17 protein-coding genes are annotated in these 15,129 nt (G+C 59.1%); 16 read left to right on the top strand and 1 reads right to left on the bottom strand.

Annotation, left to right across the window (positions count from 1 at the left end; translation table 11 throughout):
- Positions 1-4: 4 nt before the first annotated feature.
- From frr to ABDB87_RS09855, 16 genes are all read left to right on the top strand, one after another.
- Complete coding sequence (gene frr, locus ABDB87_RS09780; RefSeq protein ID WP_345927283.1) at positions 5-562, top strand: ribosome recycling factor; 558 nt, start codon at positions 5-7, stop codon at positions 560-562.
- Positions 563-596: 34 nt separating this feature from the next.
- The gene (gene uppS / locus ABDB87_RS09785; protein ID WP_345926443.1) at positions 597-1,367 is read left to right on the top strand and encodes an undecaprenyl pyrophosphate synthase; all 771 of its coding nucleotides are present in this window, start codon (positions 597-599) and stop codon (positions 1,365-1,367) included.
- Between the two features lie 2 nt (positions 1,368-1,369).
- A complete protein-coding gene (locus ABDB87_RS09790) occupies positions 1,370-2,194 on the top strand; it encodes a phosphatidate cytidylyltransferase (protein WP_345926445.1) in 825 nt (274 codons plus the stop codon).
- Between the two features lie 12 nt (positions 2,195-2,206).
- Positions 2,207-3,397: a 1-deoxy-D-xylulose-5-phosphate reductoisomerase gene (gene ispC, locus ABDB87_RS09795; RefSeq protein WP_345926448.1), complete on the top strand. Its 1,191-nt coding sequence runs from the start codon at positions 2,207-2,209 to the stop codon at positions 3,395-3,397.
- Positions 3,394-4,755 carry an RIP metalloprotease RseP gene (gene rseP, locus ABDB87_RS09800; RefSeq protein WP_345926450.1) on the top strand — a complete coding sequence of 454 codons (1,362 nt, stop codon included), beginning with the start codon at positions 3,394-3,396 and terminating at the stop codon, positions 4,753-4,755. The genes ispC and rseP overlap by 4 nt, the downstream gene beginning before the upstream one ends.
- Positions 4,755-7,058: an outer membrane protein assembly factor BamA gene (gene bamA / locus ABDB87_RS09805; RefSeq protein WP_345926453.1), complete on the top strand. Its 2,304-nt coding sequence runs from the start codon at positions 4,755-4,757 to the stop codon at positions 7,056-7,058. Before rseP ends, bamA begins: the two co-directional genes overlap by 1 nt.
- Before the next feature lie 80 nt (positions 7,059-7,138).
- Positions 7,139-7,570 (top strand): OmpH/Skp family outer membrane protein, encoded by a 432-nt coding sequence (locus ABDB87_RS09810; protein WP_385918051.1) that lies wholly within the window; start codon positions 7,139-7,141, stop codon positions 7,568-7,570.
- Positions 7,571-7,575: 5 nt separating this feature from the next.
- On the top strand, positions 7,576-8,604 hold the full coding sequence (gene lpxD, locus ABDB87_RS09815) for a UDP-3-O-(3-hydroxymyristoyl)glucosamine N-acyltransferase (protein ID WP_345926457.1): 1,029 nt from the start codon (positions 7,576-7,578) through the stop codon (positions 8,602-8,604).
- Positions 8,605-8,609: 5 nt separating this feature from the next.
- Positions 8,610-9,047, top strand: a complete 438-nt coding sequence (fabZ, locus tag ABDB87_RS09820) for a 3-hydroxyacyl-ACP dehydratase FabZ (protein ID WP_345927285.1) — start codon at positions 8,610-8,612, stop codon at positions 9,045-9,047.
- Positions 9,044-9,814 carry an acyl-ACP--UDP-N-acetylglucosamine O-acyltransferase gene (lpxA, locus tag ABDB87_RS09825; protein WP_345926459.1) on the top strand — a complete coding sequence of 257 codons (771 nt, stop codon included), beginning with the start codon at positions 9,044-9,046 and terminating at the stop codon, positions 9,812-9,814. The genes fabZ and lpxA overlap by 4 nt, the downstream gene beginning before the upstream one ends.
- A gap of 18 nt (positions 9,815-9,832) precedes the next feature.
- Entirely contained in the window at positions 9,833-10,972 is a 1,140-nt protein-coding gene (gene lpxB / locus ABDB87_RS09830; protein WP_345926461.1) for a lipid-A-disaccharide synthase, read from the top strand.
- Positions 10,973-10,974: 2 nt separating this feature from the next.
- Positions 10,975-11,559, top strand: a complete 585-nt coding sequence (rnhB, locus tag ABDB87_RS09835) for a ribonuclease HII (RefSeq protein ID WP_345927287.1) — start codon at positions 10,975-10,977, stop codon at positions 11,557-11,559.
- 10 nt (positions 11,560-11,569) lie between these two features.
- Complete coding sequence (locus ABDB87_RS09840; RefSeq protein WP_345926463.1) at positions 11,570-12,364, top strand: TrmH family RNA methyltransferase; 795 nt, start codon at positions 11,570-11,572, stop codon at positions 12,362-12,364.
- 157 nt (positions 12,365-12,521) lie between these two features.
- Complete coding sequence (locus ABDB87_RS09845; protein ID WP_345926465.1) at positions 12,522-13,307, top strand: formate/nitrite transporter family protein; 786 nt, start codon at positions 12,522-12,524, stop codon at positions 13,305-13,307.
- A 124-nt stretch (positions 13,308-13,431) separates the two neighbouring features.
- The gene (locus ABDB87_RS09850; RefSeq protein ID WP_345926467.1) at positions 13,432-13,965 is read left to right on the top strand and encodes an AP2 domain-containing protein; all 534 of its coding nucleotides are present in this window, start codon (positions 13,432-13,434) and stop codon (positions 13,963-13,965) included.
- Positions 13,966-14,112: 147 nt separating this feature from the next.
- The gene (locus ABDB87_RS09855) at positions 14,113-14,868 is read left to right on the top strand and encodes a HesA/MoeB/ThiF family protein (RefSeq protein WP_345926469.1); all 756 of its coding nucleotides are present in this window, start codon (positions 14,113-14,115) and stop codon (positions 14,866-14,868) included.
- Here the strand turns inward: ABDB87_RS09855 and ABDB87_RS09860 are convergent.
- A complete protein-coding gene (locus tag ABDB87_RS09860) occupies positions 14,851-15,105 on the bottom strand; it encodes a hypothetical protein (RefSeq protein WP_345926471.1) in 255 nt (84 codons plus the stop codon). The genes ABDB87_RS09855 and ABDB87_RS09860 overlap by 18 nt on opposite strands.
- Positions 15,106-15,129: the final 24 nt, after the last annotated feature.

The following is a 15,129-nucleotide window of genomic DNA, read 5'->3' on the forward strand; positions in this document are numbered from 1 at the left end:
GATGATGATTCCCGAGCTGAAGAAAAACACCGAACAGAAAATGCAGAAATCGGTCGAGGCGCTCAAGACCAATCTCGGCAAGGTTCGTACGGGGCGCGCTCACGCCGGGTTGCTCGATCATGTGATGGTCGACTATTACGGCAATCCCACGCCGGTCAATCAGGTGGCGAACGTGTCGCTCATCGATGCACGCACCATCGGTGTCCAGCCTTGGGAAAAGCCGATGATCGCGAAGATCGAGAAGGCGATTCGCGATTCCGATCTGGGCTTGAATCCTTCGACCATGGGCGATGTCGTGCGCGTACCGATGCCCATGCTGACTGAAGAGCGTCGCAAGGACCTCATTAAGGTTGTGCGTGGCGAGGCTGAAGAAGCGCGGATTGCGATTCGCAACCTGCGTCGCGATGCCAACAACTCGCTCAAGGAAGCGGTCAAGGCCAAGGAAGTCTCCGAGGACGACGAACGTCGCGCCCAGGACGATGTCCAGAAGCTGACGGATCGTTACATCGCTGAAGCTGACAAGCTGCTCGCTCAGAAAGAGCAAGAGCTGATGCAGATTTGATGCGCGACTGATCCGCAGCCCGCTCAGCCATCAGATGCTTTCGAGATTGATCAGCTCCACCCGGGGAATTCCCGAGCGCGGCGATGTGCCGGAGCACATCGCCATTGTCATGGACGGCAATGGCCGTTGGGCCCGCAAGCGTCTTCTGCCCAGAGTGGCGGGCCACAAGCGTGGTCTTGAAACCGTCCGCAAGGTCGTTGCCCGGTGCATGGAACAGGGGGTCAGGCATCTGACCCTTTTTGCTTTCAGTTCCGAGAACTGGCGCCGACCCGCCGATGAGGTCTCCTTCCTCATGCAACTCTTCATGCAGGCACTGCGTGAAGAAGTGAAAAAACTTCACAAGAACAATATCCGTCTTCGAGTGATCGGAGACATGTCCCGCTTCGATGCCGAACTCGTCGAGACGATCCGGGAGGCCGAAGCCCTGACCGCCGGAAACGATGCGCTCTGCTTATCCATCGCAGCGAACTATGGCGGACGATGGGATATCGTCAATGCCGTGAACGTCATGCTGCGGTCTCAACCGGACAAGCGCGACGGTTTTACCGAGGACGATCTGTCCCGTCATCTGTGTCTGGCGGATGTACCGGAACCGGATTTGTACATCCGCACCGGAGGAGAGCAGCGAGTCAGCAATTTCCTGCTCTGGCAACTGGCGTATACGGAGTTCTATTTCACGGACTGCCTGTGGCCGGACTTCGATGAAGAGGCGTTTGCGAAGGCCATCGAGTCCTATCGCAAACGCGAGCGTCGATTCGGTCGTACCAGCGAACAACTCGCGCCCGGCTCAATCAAACAGGACTGACCATGCTCCAGCAGCGCATCATCACCGCTCTCATTCTGGGTGCCGGTGTCATTCTTTCCATATATTTCATGCCGGACTGGCTCTGGGGCGCACTGGTCTCTGCAGTCATCGTACTGGCTGTGAGCGAGTGGTGTGCACTGGTCAAGATCGGTAGGCCGGGTCAGGTGCTGCTGTCCCTTCTTTCAGTGATTCCTCTGATGTTCGTGGCCGTTCAGCCGGCGGGCGCTGTGGAAGACCTGCCGTTCATGCTGGGCGCTGTCTACCTCATCGCTGCTTCCTTCTGGCTTCTGTCGGTGCCGACCTTTCTGCATTTCCGGATCGAACCCGTAGGCTGGTACTGGCGCTATTTCGCGGCAGTCCTGATGATGGTTTCTTCGGGCATGGCCCTGATTGAGTTGCGCAGGGAGGATCCTTCCCTTTTGCTGGCAGCCTTGTTGCTTGTCTGTACCGCAGATATCAGCGCCTTTTTTGCGGGACGCCGGTTTGGCAAGCACAAGCTGGCGCCTGAAATCAGCCCCGGAAAAACCTGGGAAGGAGTTGCCGGCGCGGTTTTGGGTGTGACCGCGTTTTGCCTGCTGCTGTGGAGTCTCGTTCCGGCCATTCACTCCGCGATTCATCCGGCGCTTGTTGTCCTGCTGGCGCTTGTGGGTGTCACACTCTGCGTCGTGGGTGATCTGTATGAGTCCCTCCTCAAGCGCGAGGCTGGGGTGAAAGACTCAGGAACCCTGTTGCCCGGGCATGGCGGCGTGCTCGATCGCATCGATGCCATGCTGGCTTTTCTGCCGTGTGCGGGCGCAGTGCTGCTATTCGTTCAGATGATGCGCTGAAGGGAAAATGTCGTGAAACAGGTTCTGAGCGTTCTCGGTGCGACCGGCTCGATCGGGTTGAGTACGCTGGATGTGGTTGCGCGCAATCCCGAGCGATTTGATGTCTTTGCCCTGAGCGCTCACCGTCAGACCGACAAGCTGGCGGAGCTGTGTCGACGCTTCCATCCCCGATATGCGGTCGTCGCGGGTGAGACGGAGGCTGATGCACTCAGGACATTGCTCGCCGATCTTCCAGGTGTGCAGATCGAGTACGGCCCGCAAGCGCTTGTTGATATCGCATGCGCACCTGAGGTTACGACGGTCATGGCTGCCATTGTGGGGGCTGCAGGCCTGGCGTCCACTCTGGCGGCTGCACGAAGTGGCAAACGCATCCTGCTGGCCAACAAGGAAGCGCTCGTCATGGCTGGCGATGTTTTCATGTCTGCCGTGCGCGCATCGGGTGCCGTGCTGTTGCCGGTAGATAGCGAGCACAACGCAGTCTTTCAGTCCTTGCCTGCAGGGTTTGACTATGGGCTGACGCGCTGCGGGGTACGCAAGATCATCCTGACTGCCTCGGGGGGGCCGTTTCGCTGCACGCCCCTCTCGCATTTGCCCAAGGTGACGCCGCGCGAGGCCTGCGCACATCCGAACTGGTCCATGGGGCGAAAGATTTCGGTTGATTCGGCCACGATGATGAACAAGGGGCTGGAAGTCATTGAGGCCAGCTGGATTTTCGGCGTGCCGGCGGAGCGCATCGATGTACTCATTCATCCTGAAAGCACCATTCATTCAATGGTCCAGTACGAGGATGGATCCGTTCTGGCAGAGCTGGGCAATCCGGATATGCGTACGCCGATTGCCCATGCGATGGGGTTTCCGGAGCGACTGCCTTCCGGCGTGGCGGATCTTGACCTTGCGAGCATTGGCAAACTGACATTCGAGCCGGCCGATTTTGCGCGTTTTCCCTGCCTTGCGCTGTCGTATGACGCCTTGCGTGCGGCGGGCAGCGCGCCGGCGGTCATGAATGCCGCCAATGAGGAGGCTGTTGCTGCGTTCCTGGCAGCGCGTCTGCGCTTCGATCAGATTCCCCGGCTTGTGCAGGAGGTCATGGAACGTTGCGATCTTCGCCCGGTCAATGAACTCGGCTGCGTGATGGAGGCGGACGCGCAGGCGCGTGCATGGGCTCGCACGTTGTTGAATGAATGGGCGGGAGCAGTTTCATGAGTACGCTGCATTACGTGTTGTCTTTCCTGCTTGCTATCGCCATCCTGGTCGCGGTGCATGAGTACGGGCATTTCATCGTGGCCAGACTCTGCGGAATCCGGGTGCTCCGGTTTTCACTCGGCTTCGGTCCGCAGTTGTTTTCAGTGCGCTTCGGTGCAGAACGCACCGAGTTCTCGCTTGCGGCCATTCCCTTGGGGGGCTATGTCAGGATGCTCGACGAGCGCGAGGCTCCAGTCGAGGCCTCCGAACGGCATCGTGCTTTCAATACCCAGTCACTCATGAAGCGGAGCCTGGTCGTTCTCGCAGGTCCGCTTGCCAATCTTCTTCTGGCCATTCTGCTTTACTGGGGACTGGGGCTCGCGGGTACCCGTGACTTTCCCGCGCGACTGGGTAACGTGCCTGAGGGCAGCCCTGCCGCGCAGGCCGGCCTGCAGGCCGGCGACACGATCCGGGCTTTTGCCGGCAACGAAGTGAAGGGCTGGACTGATCTGCGCTGGCAGGTGGTACGTCACGCGCTGGATGACTCCTATGTGGATCTCGAGGTTCAGCAAGGTGAAATGGAGCCGCGCAAGACGCGGATTTTGCTGTCCGGCCTGCAGATCGAGGAGAAAGCAGCCGATCCGCTTCAGCAGATCGGCCTTGTCCTGCCCGCTGCAAGAATAAGTCCCGTTCTTTCGCGTCCCTTGCCAGGGAGCCCGGCTGAGCTTGCAGGCCTGCAGGAGAATGACTTCGTGCGCAGTGTCGATGGCAAGCCCATCGCGTTCTGGGCTGATTTCGTCAAGCTCGTCTCGGCTTCACCTGGCAAATCACTTCATGTGCTGATAGACCGGAGCGGACGCGAGCTGGAGATTGTGGTGGTGCCCGAGCGTGTGGCGGGAGACGTTCCGCGAGGCCGGGTTGGTGTTGCAGTAAAAATTGATCCGGACGCGTTAAACAGGGACACCATCATCGTTCGTCACGGTATCTTCGACGGGCTTGCACACGCCATCGAGCAAACCTGGACGACCAGCACATTTTCGCTGAAAGTCATGTGGAACATCGTGACGGGCAGGCTTTCCGTGCGGAACATCAGCGGCCCGGTCACGATCGCGGATTATGCGGGGCAGAGCGCGAGTGCAGGGCTGGAGCCTTACCTGAAATTCCTTGCCATGGTCAGTATCAGCCTCGGCATTCTGAATCTGCTTCCAGTGCCGGTGCTGGACGGCGGACACTTACTGTATCATGCGATCGAATACGTCCGGGGGCGGCCGATATCTGAGGCAGGTGAGGTGTTCGGGCAGCGGCTCGGCATGGTTTTTCTTGCGCTGTTGATGTCTCTGGCCTTTTTCAACGATATAAATCGGATTCTTTTCGGCTGATGTCAAAGACTTTCACTGCTATCCAGGCAGGCGTGCTCGCATTTCTGTCTCCCCTGTCTTTCGCTTACTCGCCATTCGTTGTCAAAGACATTCGTGTCGAAGGAATTCAACGGACCGAGGCAGGAACAGTCTTCAATTATCTGCCGATCAGGATCGGTGATTCCGTCTCCGAAACGACCGTCTCCCAGGCAGTGAAGGCCCTGTATGCAACGGGGTTCTACAAGGACGTGCGCATCGAAGTTGACAAGGATGTGCTGGTCGTCATTGTGGATGAACGTCCCGCCATCTCGCAGATCGCTTTTTCAGGCAACTCCGAATTCGATGCGAAGGATCTGCTCAAGGGATTGAAGGAAGTAGGTATTGCGGAGTCGAGAACCTTTGACCGCTCCCAGCTTGAAAAGGCCGAGCAGGAAATCAAGCGCCTCTACCTGACCAAGAGTTATTACGGCGCCGTGGTCAAGACCACAGTTTCTCCGCTTGAGCGAAATCGGGTTGCAATCAATTTCGAGATTTCAGAGGGCGAAGTCGCGCGGATCAAGAATATCCGCATCATTGGCGCCAAAGCGTTCAAGGAGTCCAGGCTGCTGGATCTGATGAGTCTGGAAGAGTCCGGCGGGATTTTTTCTTGGTTCCGCAATGCCAAATATTCCAAGCAGCAGTTGCTGGCCGATATCGAAGAGCTTCGTTCCTGGTACTTGGATCGCGGCTACCTGAACTTCGCGGTGGAATCCACCCAGGTTTCGATTACGCCGGACAAACGTGACGTTCACGTCTCGATCGCCATCAAGGAAGGTGACGTTTATCACATCGGGACAGTCAAACTTGCTGGCGATCTGATTCTTCCCGAAGCTGAGTTGCGCCGCCTGGTCACACTCAAAAGCGGTGAGGTGTATTCCAGGTCAAAGGTGGGTGAAGTGACCCGCGCGATTTCCGATCGACTGGGTAACGACGGTTATGCTTTCGCCAACGTCAACGCCGTGCCGGAAGTAGATGAAACGGCCAAAACGGTTTCCCTGACCTTGTTCGTGGACCCCGCTCGCCGAGCCTATGTCAATCGCATCAACGTGAGTGGCAACACCCGCTCGCGTGACGAGGTCGTGCGGCGCGAGATGCTCCAGATGGAGAACGCCTGGTTCGATCGCGAGAAGGTCGACAAATCGAAGGTGCGTGTCGACCGGACCGGCTTCTTTGAAGATGTCACGATCGATACCGTGCCTGTTACCGGGCAAGCTGACCAGGTCGACCTCAACGTCAATGTAAAAGAGCGTGCCACCGGTTCGCTCTCCGTAGGCGTCGGTTATTCGGCGACCGACAAGGTTGCGTTGATGGGCTCCATTTCTCAGAACAATCTCTTTGGCAGCGGTAACTCGCTGTCTTTCTCTGCCAACACGGGTAGCGTCAATCGTGCGCTGCAGTTGTCCTATGAAAACCCGTACTGGACGGAGGATGGTGTCAGCCGTGCTTTCGATGCTTATCAGCGCAAGGTTGATACCACCTCTACCAGCGTTGCGGGTTACAAGTCAGACTCCTTGGGGACGGGGGTCCGCTTCGGCGTGCCGATCGGTCTGGATGACCGTGTGTTTTTCGGCTTGTCTGTCGACCACACCAAGGTCACGACCTATGATGACAGCCCCGTGCAATACAAGGACTTCACGAGCCGTTTTGGCAGTGAAAATACGACGCTGCTGACCACGATCGGTTGGTCCAGCGACAAGCGGGACAGTTACCTCTATCCCACCAAGGGGACTTATCAGCGTGTGAATACAGAGGTAGCCGTGCCACCAGGGGGCATGCAGTACGCCAAACTCGGTTACCAATGGCAACGGTACTTTGCGTTGGATCGCACCAAGACCCTGATGCTTAATACCGACATCGGTTGGGCGACCGGTTATGGCGGCAAACCGGTTCCTTTCTACAAGAACTACTACGCAGGCGGTATCGGCTCGATTCGCGGCTTCAAGGACAACTCGCTGGGTCAGCAAGTGGTTGATTCGAGCGGAAACGAGACAGGCGATGCGCTGGGCGGGACGCGGCGCTGGATTGGCAGTGCAGAAGTCTTCTTCCCCATGCCAGGCGCCAAGGACAAGGACAAGAGTGTCAGGCTGAGTACTTTTGTGGATGCCGGCATTCTGTGGGGACTGGGGCAGAGTTTCTCCTTTGGAGATATCCGCTACAGTACCGGGGTAGGTTTGAACTGGATGTCGCCGATCGGGCCGCTGAAGTTCGCGATCGGCATTCCCCTCAAGAAAAAACCCGGGGACGAGATCCAACGCTTCCAGTTCACCATCGGAACCACGATGTAAGGGGGAGTGAAGTGAAGCGCGTGTTGCTTGCGGCCTTGTGCTGCGTGGGTTTGCTTCATCCAGCGTTTGCGTCTGCGCAGATGCGGATCGGGTTCGTCAATGCCGAGCGTGTCACTCGCGAGTCAGCTCCGGCTGTCAGGGCGATGAAGCGTCTTGAAAAAGAGTTCGAACGGCGTCAGAGCGAACTCAAGAAGCTGGATGCTTCGATGCAGTCGTTGCAGGCGGCACTGGAAAAAAACAGTTCGTCGATGCCCGACATCGAACGACGCGGCAAGGAACGTGAGTTTTCCGATCTCAGTCGTGACTTTCAACGCAAGGAGCGGGCGCTGCGTGAGGATTACGCTCAGCGCCAGAACGAAGAGCTGGCAGGCATCCAGGATCTTGCGAACAGGGTGATCCAGCAGATTGCCGAGCGCGAGAAATTCGACTTGATCCTGCAAGAAGCGGTGTACTTCAGCCCCAACATCGACATTACCGAGAAAGTGCTCAAGGCGCTTTCGGAAGCCAGGTAAGCCCCGTGAGTCTTTCTCTGCAGGAAATCGTCGCCGCACTGGGTGGCGAGATTTCGGGTGATCCGTCTGTTCGTATCCGGCAAGTGGCGCCGCTGGACCGTGCGCAAGCGGATGAGGTCGGCTTCATCGCACATCCGAAGTACCGGAAGTCCCTTGAAGGGACTTCTGCTGGTGCGGTCATCGTGCCGCCTTCGCTTGCGGACAGCACGGCTTTGCCGCGCATCATCATCCGGGACCCCTATCTCTATTTCGCCCGCGTCACCCGGTTGCTCAATCCGGTCATGCGGCCGGCTTCCGGCGTGCACGCCTCCGCAGTGGTGCTATCGGATTTGCCTGCCAGTGTCAGTGTCGGTGCCAACGCTTATGTTGGTCCGGGCTGCACGATTGGCGAGAACGTTGTCATCGGGCCTGGCTGCACTGTTGAAGCGGGGTGCAGCATTGGGGATGACTCGCTGCTGCACGCGCGTGTCAGTCTCTATGCCGACTCTCAGGTAGGCAGGCGCTGCATCCTGCATTCAGGCTGCGTGATTGGCAGCGATGGCTTCGGCAATGCACGCCGCCCTGATGGCAGCTGGGAAAAAATTCCGCAGATCGGTCGCGCGATTCTCCACGATGACGTGGAAATCGGAGCGAATACGACCGTGGATCGCGGTGCGCTGGACGATACGGTGATCGAGCAGGGGGCGCGTCTGGACAATCTGATCCAGGTGGCACACAACTGCAGAATCGGCGCACACGCGGCGCTGGCCGGCCAATCTGGCCTTGCAGGCAGCTCGACGCTCGGCAAGCGGGTCATGGTCGGCGGTCAGGCCGGCATCATGGGTCATATCGAAGTGGGCGATGACATTGTCGTTTCCGCCCGCTCTTTCATGAGCAAATCGGTGGCGGAGCGCGGCGTCTATACGTCGGCGATTCCGTCGCAGTCACATGCCGAGTGGTTGCGTAACGCTGTGCATCTGAAGCATCTCGATGAGATGGCAGATCGCGTTCGCGCACTCGAAAAGAAACTCAAAGAACTGGAGAACAAAGCGTGAGCGGGATGGACATTATCGAGGTCATGAATTATCTGCCACATCGCTATCCTTTCCTGCTGGTGGATCGGGTGCTTGAGATGACGCTGGGTGAGCGCATCGTGGCGATCAAGAACGTGACCATCAACGAGCCGTTCTTCGTTGGGCACTTTCCGCATTCACCTGTCATGCCCGGTGTGCTGATCATCGAAGCCATGGCTCAGGCTGCGGCCATCCTGTCGTTCAAGACCCGTGGCGCGATGCCTGATGAAAACTCGATCCTGTATTTTGCAGGGATCGACAATGCGCGTTTCAAGCGTCCGGTCCTGCCGGGCGATACGCTGACTTTCGACATGAAGCTCGAAAGGGAAATGCGCGGTATCTGGAAGTATTCCGGTGTCGCCCGTGTGGGCGATGAGGTGGCCGCTCAGGCTGATCTGATGTGCGCCATCAAGCAAATCGCATGATTCACGAAACCGCGATCATTCATCCTGGCGCGAAGATTGCCGCCGGCGTCGAAATCGGACCCTTCAGCGTCATTGGCGAGCATGTCGAGATTGGTGAAAACACCGTCATCGCTTCGCATGTTGTCATCAAGGGTCATACCCGACTCGGACGGGAGAACCGCGTCTTCCAGTTCGCGTCGCTGGGCGAGATTCCGCAGGACAAGAAGTACGCCGGAGAGCCCACGCGACTGGAAATCGGCGACCGGAACCTGATCCGCGAGTATTGCAACTTCAATATCGGTACCGCTCAGGACGCGGGCGTCACCCGTATCGGCGACGACAACTGGTTCATGGCTGGCGTGCATGTTGCTCATGATTGTCAGATCGGCAACAGTACCATCATGGCCAACAACGTGACACTCGCTGGACACGTCCATGTCGGCGACTTCGCGATTCTTGGCGGCATGGCGGCGGCCCATCAGTTCTGTGTGATCGGCGCGCACGTTATTGCAGGCGGTGGTTCCGTGATCCTGCAGGATATTCCGCCCTATGTCATGGCCAACGGCCATCCTTGCGCGCCTCACGGCATCAACAGTGAAGGGCTCAAGCGACGTGGTTTCTCGTCGGAGACCATCATGGCCATCAAGCGTGCTTACAAGTCGATCTATCGCCAGAACCTGTCGCTTGAAGAGGCTCGCAAGGCGATTGACGAGGCAGTAGCCGCCACGCCGGAGCTTCAACTGTTCCAGAATTTCTTTGCGATGGCCAAGCGCGGCATCATTCGCTGAGTTTTCCGGAGAGCCAATATGCGGATTGCCATGGTGGCTGGCGAGGCTTCGGGAGACCTGCTGGCCGCCCACCTGATTGAAGCACTGAAGCAGCGCTATCCGGATGCCGAGTTTGTCGGAATCGGTGGTCCGCGCATGTGTGCGGCGGGTTTTGTCTCCTGGTGGCCTGCCGAGCGGTTGGCCGTCATGGGTTATGTCGATGTGCTGCGGCGACTGCCCGAGCTGCTGGGCATTCGCCGGCAGCTCCTCCAGCGCCTGAAGGAATCGCCTCCGGACATCTTCATCGGCGTCGACGCGCCCGACTTCAATCTGCCGGTCGAACTCAAGCTGCGCTGCTCAGGCGTTCGCACGATGCACTACGTCAGCCCCTCGATCTGGGCATGGCGCGGACATCGGGTGAAAGGCATCGGGCGCGCAGCGGAACATGTGATGTGCCTGTTTCCCTTCGAGCCGGAGATATACCGTCAGCATGGAATTCCGGCGACATTCGTCGGTCATCCGCTCGCCGATGTTTTCCCGCTTGAGGATCAGCGTGCCACGGCAAGAGAGTTGCTCCAGCTCGAACCTGACCAGGAAATCGTTGCCGTGCTCCCGGGGAGTAGGGAGGGCGAGGTTGGGCGCCTGGCCGGAACCTACGTCAAGACAATGCGCCAGCTTGCATTTGTCAGACCGGACGTTCACTTTCTGGTCCCGCTGATCACGAGAGCTACGCGGGAGATGTTCGAGCACGCCTTGCACGCGGAGGGGGCTGGGCATCTGTCCGTGCGGCTGATGTTTGGCCATGCTCATGATGCAATGGCGGCTGCCGACACCGTGCTGGTTGCCAGTGGCACGGCCACGCTTGAGGCGGCTCTGCTCAAGCGGTCGATGGTGATTTCCTACAAGGTCGGAAAGATGACCTATCGGCTGGCCAAATGGCTCAGCTATCTGCCCTGGGTGGGCCTGCCCAACATCCTGGCGCGCGAGTTCGTCGTGCCCGAGTTGCTGCAGGACGATGCGACGCCCGAGAAACTGGCCGCAGCGCTTCTGGCCTGGCTGGAAGACCCGGAAGCGCGCAAGCATGTTGCACATCGCTTCGAAGCCATGCATCTGAGCCTGAGGCAAAACAACGCCGAGAAGGCTGCCGCAGTCGTGGCCGGCATGCTGGGGCGTGCATGACGATGCTTGCGCGGATTTGCGGCGTCGACGAGGCGGGGCGTGGCCCCTTGTGCGGCCCTGTGCTGGCTGCGGCAGTCATTCTTGACCCGGCACGGCCGATTGCCGGACTGGCCGACTCCAAGAAATTGAGCGAGAAGACGCGCGATCGACTGGCGCTCGAAATCCGGGAAAAGTCGCTCGCATGGTGTATTGCCGAAGCTTCGGTCGCGGAAATCGATCAGCTCAACATCCTGCATGCCACCATGCTCGCCATGCGGCGTGCAGTGGAGGGGCTCGCACTGCTTCCTCAGGAAATCCTGATCGATGGCAATCGGGTTCCGCCCGGCCTTGCCGCTCCGGCACGTGCCATCGTGAAAGGCGATGCGCTCGAACCTGCGATCTCCGCAGCATCGATTCTTGCGAAAACAGGCCGCGATGCCATCCTGCGCGAGATGGATCAGCGCTATCCTCAGTACGGATTTGCGGCACACAAGGGCTATCCGACAGCGGCACATCTGGATGCACTGAAGCTTCACGGGGCTACGCCTGAGCATCGCCGGAGTTTCGGGCCGGTGGCTGCCATCCTTGCCCAGGCTGCGCTGTTCTGAAAGAGGTGCGATGAAACTCATTTCCTCGCGGGACAATCCGCTGTTCAAGCATTTGCGGGCGCTGCTCGAAGATGCGCGCGCCCGCCGCGAGGAGGGCGCCTCGATCATTGATGGTGAGCATCTGCTTGAGGCCGCGATTGACGCTCATTGGCACATCCGCAGGCTGATCGTGCAGGAGTCTGTCGGAGCGGCTGCTGCCGAGCGCTGGTTGGTCGCCATCCAGCGACAAGGCCTGATCGCGCCCGAGGTGATTTCATTTTCGGATGCCCTGTTCCGGCAGCTGAGTCCCGTCATGACGCCGACCGGCTTTCTCGCCGAGATTGCCGTTGCTGGTCCTGTGCCGGAAGAGCTGCATGATGGCGATGTTCTCGTTCTGGCGGGAATCCAGGATGCCGGGAATCTCGGCAGCCTGATGCGCAGCGCCGTTGCGGCGGGCATCCGGCAAGTCTGGCTGGACAGGCAATGCACCCAGCCCTGGTCACCAAAGGCCCTGCGAGCAGGGATGGGGGCGCAATTTCATCTGTCGATCCGGGAGGGCTGTGATCTTCCGGCGCTGTTGGCCGCTGACGCTCGACCGGTGGCGGTAACATCGTTGGGCCAGGGCTGTCGCGATCTTTACGAGCTCGATCTGCGCAGTCCGCATCTTTGGGTGTTCGGCTCGGAGGGGCAGGGGGTGCCTGCGCAGATCGTCAGCCTGGCGGACATCAAGGTCCGGATTCCCATGGCCGGCAACATCGAATCCCTCAATGTCGGTGCAGCCGCCGCAATCTGTCTGTTCGAGCAGCTTCGCCAGCGTCAGGGCTGACACAGACTGCATCGTTTCCGCAGGCATTGCGGTGCTGCCGGGGCGTTTTGTGTTTTAAGTCTTTTGTCTGTATCAAATTCCGTGCATGACAACTGTGGTGCAATGGCCCACCTGCTTTTGCCGTGTCGGCAAGAGTCATGCATTGGAGTCTGACCGAATGATTGACCGTCCCCTGGTAGAAAAATCGGCCGCTACAGGCCAAAGAAAAGTCACGCTGCTCGAAAAGGATCCTGCCCGTTACATTGCCCGCGCGGTGCTCGCCGGCATGTTTCTCTCCATCGTTGTCTTCGTGTTCTGGTCCCTGCTCAACGACCTGCATGACACGCCCTTCGGCAAAGTCATCGGTTCGGCGTTTTTCGGTGTAGGCCTGTGCATCATTGTTTTCACGAACACCGAACTCTTCACCAGCAACAACATGTACCTGGCCGTGTCCTCCGCCGAAGGCCGGACGACCTGGGGCAAGACCGTTGCCTTGTGGACGGTATGCTGGCTGGGCAACTTCGTCGGCGCCCTCGTCGTGGGCGGTCTGCTTTATGGTGCCGGGGTGCTGGGCACCCTGCCTGAAAGCCATGCGCTGTTTGCCGGCGCAGAGCACAAGGTCCATCAGGCCATGTCGGTCATCTTCTTCAAGGGCATCCTGGCCAACTGGATTGTTTGTCTGGCTGTCCGCGTTTCCATGGGGATGAAGGAAGACATCGCCAAGATCGTGACCATCATCTGCGTGGTTTTCATCTTCCTCTACCTGGGCTTCGAGCACTCGATCGCCAACATGGGGACTTTCACGATGTCGCTGCTCGGCCACGGCAGCATCACGATGGGCGAGGCGGCCTATAACCTCGTGTTTGCCACTTTGGGCAACATCGTGGGCGGGGCGCTGTTTGTCGGCATTCCGCTGCGTTTCGTCAATCCCAAGTCTGACGGAACCGAAAGCGTCGGTCATTAAGCGTCAGCAGGTCTTTGCGCCTGTCGTGCCGGCAAGCATTTGCCGGCACTAAAGTTTTTCCCCCCGCTGCCGAAAATCCTCCATATCGCCGCCGTTCCCCACGACAGCAAGATGGAGGATTGAAGTGAGCAGAGGCAATGTGTATGGAATCAGCCGTGTGGACAATGAAGTCAGCCGCACCCATGGGTGGCTGGTGACTGTCCAGCGGCGAGGCCAGATTTTCCGCAAGCATTTCAGTGATGGCGTGCACGGCGGTAAGCAGAAATCCTTTCTTGCAGCCAAGCAGTTCCGCGACGAGGTCATTGCAAAGCACCCGCCCTTCACGATGCGGGAATACTCGAGCATCGTGAAGAAGAACAATCGTTCTGGCGTGGTGGGCGTTTGCCGTTACTGTGCATCCGAAACACGAGATCTTCCCGAGGACAAGCAGCGCTGGTTCTGGGTGGCGTCCTGGCCGCTGCCGGATGGCCGCCGCAAACGGGTGAAGTTTTCCGTCAAGAAATATGGCGAAGACGGTGCATTCAAGATGGCGCTGAAAGCCCGCAATGACGCGCTCAAGCAGATCGATGGAGAATTCGATCCGGGTGCTGTCCGTCGCAAGCCCGCGCGCAGGCAGAAGGCGGTCGCCAGCCAGGCCTCCAAGCTGCAGGCTGCCTGATCCTGCACTGATTGGCCGGGGCTGACTGCCCGATCAAGGTTTACCGACCCGCCCTGTCTCCATGACAGGGCGGGTTTTTTCATGCCATCTGCCTGCCGAGTGTGAGCTTGCCCGCTAGAATTGCCCTTTGAACCGGGCCTGGCTGCCATGAACGACGATCAGTTGCTGCGTTATTCCCGTCATATTCTCTTGCCCGAACTCGGGGTGGAAGGCCAGGAGGCCATTTCGAGAGGGCGGGTGCTGGTGGTTGGCGCCGGGGGGCTTGGCTCGCCGGCTGCGATGTATCTTGCGTCCGCTGGCGTTGGCGAGATCGTGTTGTGTGATGGCGATACGGTCGACCTTACCAATCTGCAGCGTCAACTCCTGCATGTGGAAAGCTCTCTGGGCCTTAACAAGGCGGTTTCCGGCAGGGAAAGCCTTGGCCGGATCAATCCGCTGGTCCACGTGCAGGCGATCGAGAGCAGGCTGGAAGCGGAGCAGTTGCTGTCACTCGTCGGGGATGTCGACGTCGTGCTGGACTGCACTGACAACTTTGCGACCCGGCACGCGATCAACCGGGCTTGTGTGCGGCAGCGCAAGCCGCTCGTATCCGGGGCGGCAGTCCGTTTTGACGGCCAGCTCACGGTTTTTGACCTGCGTCGCGACGACCAGCCGTGCTATCACTGCCTGTTTCCCGAGGGGGAAGATGTGGCCGAGATGCGTTGTGCCGTCACCGGCATCTTTGCGCCACTGACCGGCATCATCGGTGCCATGCAGGCTGCAGAGGCGCTCAAGCTGCTGGCTTCGTGCGGAGCGTCGGTAGCGGGGCGTCTGCTCGTACTGGAGGGCCTGTCGATGCGCTGGCGCGAAATCCGTTATGGGCGTGACCCCGGATGCGCGGTGTGTTCAGGGCAGAAAAACTGAGGCTTCCAGCAGTTCGGCAAACTGAAGATTGAGTTTGCGGGCGTGTTGAAGCGCTTCGATGTGGCTCAGCAGCTCGGCCAGTTGCCGGCGTTCACTGAGGCGGCTCTCGCCGCCGTCATCCTGCTGTTCGCGTCTTGGGCTCGCGTCAGGGGCGATGCGGGCGGCAAGCGGGACTGCGCTGATGGCGGGTGTTGCGGCGGTATGGGCTGAAACAGCCCGGGTCAGACCCATCTGCATCCTGCAAGACTCCAGACATTCGGA

This window comes from Uliginosibacterium paludis (assembly GCF_039631355.1).
GTDB lineage: Bacteria > Pseudomonadota > Gammaproteobacteria > Burkholderiales > Rhodocyclaceae > Uliginosibacterium > Uliginosibacterium paludis.

Coding starts and splice junctions, on each gene's coding strand:
- frr (WP_345927283.1), top strand. CDS start 5: ATGATTCCCGAGCTGAAGAAAAACACCGAACAGAAAATGCAGAAATCG.
- uppS (WP_345926443.1), top strand. CDS start 597: ATGCTTTCGAGATTGATCAGCTCCACCCGGGGAATTCCCGAGCGCGGC.
- ABDB87_RS09790 (WP_345926445.1), top strand. CDS start 1,370: ATGCTCCAGCAGCGCATCATCACCGCTCTCATTCTGGGTGCCGGTGTC.
- rseP (WP_345926450.1), top strand. CDS start 3,394: ATGAGTACGCTGCATTACGTGTTGTCTTTCCTGCTTGCTATCGCCATC.
- bamA (WP_345926453.1), top strand. CDS start 4,755: ATGTCAAAGACTTTCACTGCTATCCAGGCAGGCGTGCTCGCATTTCTG.
- ABDB87_RS09810 (WP_385918051.1), top strand. CDS start 7,139: ATGCGGATCGGGTTCGTCAATGCCGAGCGTGTCACTCGCGAGTCAGCT.
- fabZ (WP_345927285.1), top strand. CDS start 8,610: ATGGACATTATCGAGGTCATGAATTATCTGCCACATCGCTATCCTTTC.
- lpxA (WP_345926459.1), top strand. CDS start 9,044: ATGATTCACGAAACCGCGATCATTCATCCTGGCGCGAAGATTGCCGCC.
- lpxB (WP_345926461.1), top strand. CDS start 9,833: ATGCGGATTGCCATGGTGGCTGGCGAGGCTTCGGGAGACCTGCTGGCC.
- rnhB (WP_345927287.1), top strand. CDS start 10,975: ATGCTTGCGCGGATTTGCGGCGTCGACGAGGCGGGGCGTGGCCCCTTG.
- ABDB87_RS09840 (WP_345926463.1), top strand. CDS start 11,570: ATGAAACTCATTTCCTCGCGGGACAATCCGCTGTTCAAGCATTTGCGG.
- ABDB87_RS09845 (WP_345926465.1), top strand. CDS start 12,522: ATGATTGACCGTCCCCTGGTAGAAAAATCGGCCGCTACAGGCCAAAGA.
- ABDB87_RS09855 (WP_345926469.1), top strand. CDS start 14,113: ATGAACGACGATCAGTTGCTGCGTTATTCCCGTCATATTCTCTTGCCC.
- ABDB87_RS09860 (WP_345926471.1), bottom strand. CDS start 15,105: ATGCAGATGGGTCTGACCCGGGCTGTTTCAGCCCATACCGCCGCAACA.